This is a genomic window from Pseudomonas sp. CBZ-4 (genome assembly GCF_000346755.1).
GTDB lineage: Bacteria > Pseudomonadota > Gammaproteobacteria > Pseudomonadales > Pseudomonadaceae > Aquipseudomonas.
On the sequence record NZ_ANNV01000176.1, the window covers coordinates 1 to 2,877 of the forward strand.

At 61.8% G+C, this 2,877-nt stretch carries 3 protein-coding genes; 1 reads left to right on the forward strand and 2 read right to left on the reverse strand.

All coding sequences use genetic code 11. From position 1 onward, the window contains the following. Positions 1–69 precede the first annotated feature (69 nt). Together B348_RS0128450 and B348_RS0128455 are read right to left on the reverse strand one after the other, a co-directional pair. On the reverse strand, positions 70–741 hold the full coding sequence (locus B348_RS0128450) for a LuxR C-terminal-related transcriptional regulator (RefSeq protein WP_017739422.1): 672 nt from the start codon (positions 739–741) through the stop codon (positions 70–72). Positions 742–965: 224 nt separating this feature from the next. Continuing rightward, the gene (locus B348_RS0128455; protein WP_017739423.1) at positions 966–2,210 is read right to left on the reverse strand and encodes a methionine gamma-lyase; all 1,245 of its coding nucleotides are present in this window, start codon (positions 2,208–2,210) and stop codon (positions 966–968) included. A 123-nt stretch (positions 2,211–2,333) separates the two neighbouring features. Here B348_RS0128455 and B348_RS0128460 point away from each other — a divergent pair, with 123 nt between their 5' ends. Beyond that, the gene (locus tag B348_RS0128460) at positions 2,334–2,804 is read left to right on the forward strand and encodes an Lrp/AsnC family transcriptional regulator (protein ID WP_017739424.1); all 471 of its coding nucleotides are present in this window, start codon (positions 2,334–2,336) and stop codon (positions 2,802–2,804) included. Positions 2,805–2,877 lie beyond the last annotated feature (73 nt).

Here is a 2,877-nt window from a genome sequence, read left to right on the forward strand (position 1 = left end):
TGACCCACCGCTATCGCAGGCAAGCCAGCTCCCACACAAGCCAGTTCCTACAGTCAGAACTGTGTTGGCCTAAAGGCTGGTGGTGTCTTCCGTGGCATACATCCACCGCAACAACGAATGCCGCCCGCTGATCCCCAGCTTGATCGACGCACGCTTGAGGTAGCTTTCGATGGTGTTGACCTTCAACGCCAACTGCTCCGCCAGTTCCGGTGCAGTACGCCCGGCCAGCAGGCCGACACACACTTCCAGCTCGCGCCTGGACAGGGTCAGCCCCGATTGCACCAGGCGTTCTTCGATGCGTCGGCGCAGGGTTTCGATGCCCTGGTTCTGTGCCATCACCGAGTCGGTGTCGAGCCGGCACGGCTGGATCGCGGCAATGTGTTTTTCCACCATGGGCAGCAGGAGTGTGGAGAAGTCCTGCAGCATGCTGCGTTCCTGGGGCGAGAAATTTTCCGAGGGGTGCGAGCGGTACACCGAGAGCACGTAGCGCACATCATCCTTGTGGCGCGTGAGGTGCAGTTGGGCGGCGGGTTGTTCGTTACCCATGACCGCCACTGAATCGGTGTAGACCGGGCTGATCGCGCGGCGGGTGTGCCCTTCGGAACTGACCCGCAGCTGCGTGATATGAGTGGCGTCCATGGCCAGTTGGGTGAGGATCAGGTCATGCAGCATGCGTGGGAAATGGCGACTGCCGGTGCTGGCGATGACCTTGCCTATATGTGGGAACAGGTGTGAGTTCATCTGCTTCGTCCATGAGTTTCGAGTGCAGGTATTCAGCCGTGACGCGGCGGGAATCAACTAGTGCGAATACCCCACGATGAGAGCGCTTCCCGCCGAGACGTATGCTAGTACAGCGGGGCGGCGGGAAGGGGATCCAATCCGGATTAATCTAGATTAAAACTGCATAACGGTAGTCGGAGCGATCCGACCACCGTTGTGGGAAAGCATAACGTCGAACCTACGATTTATTTCAGCGCGTGCTCGACCCTGGCCGCGTGGCGCGGTGCCGCGCGCGTGCTTTTGGCCAGCGCCTGCTGCACATCCGCCAACAGATCGGCAACGTCCTCCAGCCCCACCGACAACCGCACCAGGCCTTCGCTGATGCCGTGGTGCGCGCGCTGCTCCGGGGTGTAGGTGGAGTGGGTCATGCTGGCCGGGTGCTGGGCCAGCGACTCGGCGTCCCCCAGGCTGACGGCGCGGGTGAACAGTTGCAGCGCGTTCATGAAGCGGCGCCCGGTGTCGATGCCGCCCTTGAGTTCGAAGGCGATCATGCCACCGGGCATTTTCATCTGGCGCTGTGCCAATTCGTATTGTGGGAAGGATCGCAGCCCCGGGTAGGTCACCCACTGCACGGCTGGGTGGGCCTGCAAGGCTTCGGCCACGGCCTGGGCGTTGGCGCAATGACGGTCCATGCGCAGGGCCAGGGTCTTGAGGCCGCGCATCAGCAGGGACGCATCCTGCGGCGACATCACCGCACCGGTCAGGTCCTTGAGCCCTTGCAGGCGGATGCGTTGCGCCAGGGCGTGGCTGCTCACGGCGATGCCGGCGGTGATATCGCCATGGCCGCTGAGGTACTTGGTGGCCGAGTGCACCACCACATCGGCGCCCAGTTCCAGCGGGCGTTGCAGGTACGGCGTGCAGTAGGTGTTGTCGACCACCACGGTGATATTCGGCTGGGCATGGGCCAGGGCGGCCACGGCGGCGATATCCACCAGTTGCAGGTTGGGGTTGGCCGGGGTTTCGCAGTAGATCATGCGGGTGGCGGGACTGAGCGCCGCGCGCAAGGCGTCCAGATCGGTCAGGTCAACGTGGCGCACCTTGATGCCGAACTCGCCGATGCCATGGTGCAGCAGGGCGAAGGTGCAGCCGTAGAGGGTCTGGCTGACGATCACTTCATCGCCGGGGCGCAGCAAGGTCCAGAACGTCGCGGCAATCGCGCCCATGCCGGAGCTGAATGCCACGGCGGCTTCGCCGTTTTCCAGGGTGGCCATGCGCGATTCCAGCAGGGCCAGGGTCGGGTTGGAAATGCGTGTGTAGAAGTGCCCGCTTTCTTCACCGGCAAAGCAGGCGGCGCCGTATTCGGCGGTAGGAAAGGCGAATGTGGCGGACAGATAGATAGGCGGCACCAGGGCGCCATGGTGGTCCTGCGGGTCATAGCCGTGGTGGATGGCGCGGGTGGAAAAGCCGAATGCATTGTGTTTATTGTTCATGTCGGACGCTCCTTATTTCCTACAATGCTATGCTCATAACCACAGATGAACGTTGCCAAGTTTGCTGACAATACCCGCGCCACGGGACGAAAACCCCATAAAAATAATGATTAGAGGCACGTTATGCCCGTAAGCCTGGACCGTACCGACAAAGCCCTTTTAAACGCGCTGCAAGGCAACGCCCGCCTGACGGTGGCGGAGTTGGCCGACCGCGTCTCCCTGACCACCTCACCGTGCTGGCGCCGGGTGCGCAACCTGGAGGAGAGCGGGGTGATCAGTGGCTACCAGGCGATCCTGTCGCCCAAGGCGCTGGGGTATGGGGTGACCGCGTTTGTGAACATCATGATGGAGAGCCACACCCAGGAAATTGCCCGGGCGTTTGAACAACGCTTGCTGGAGATCCCGGAGATTGTCGCGTGCCATAACGTGTCGGGGCGTTATGACTTCTTGCTGGAAGTAGTGGCCAAGGATCTGGAGTCATTTGGCGAGTTTGCGCGGGAGGTGTTGCAGACGCTGCCGTGCGTCAAGGAGATTTATTCGAGTTTTTCGTATAAGTCGGTAAGGCCGTTGCGGGTGATTCCGCTGCCGGGCTGAAGGCAGCAGGCCGGAATGCTTTTCTGTGGGAGCTGGCTTGCCTGCGATGATAGCGGCGCGGTTTAACTGGCGA

Coding starts and splice junctions, on each gene's coding strand:
- B348_RS0128460 (WP_017739424.1), top strand. CDS start 2,334: ATGCCCGTAAGCCTGGACCGTACCGACAAAGCCCTTTTAAACGCGCTG.
- B348_RS0128455 (WP_017739423.1), bottom strand. CDS start 2,210: ATGAACAATAAACACAATGCATTCGGCTTTTCCACCCGCGCCATCCAC.
- B348_RS0128450 (WP_017739422.1), bottom strand. CDS start 741: ATGAACTCACACCTGTTCCCACATATAGGCAAGGTCATCGCCAGCACC.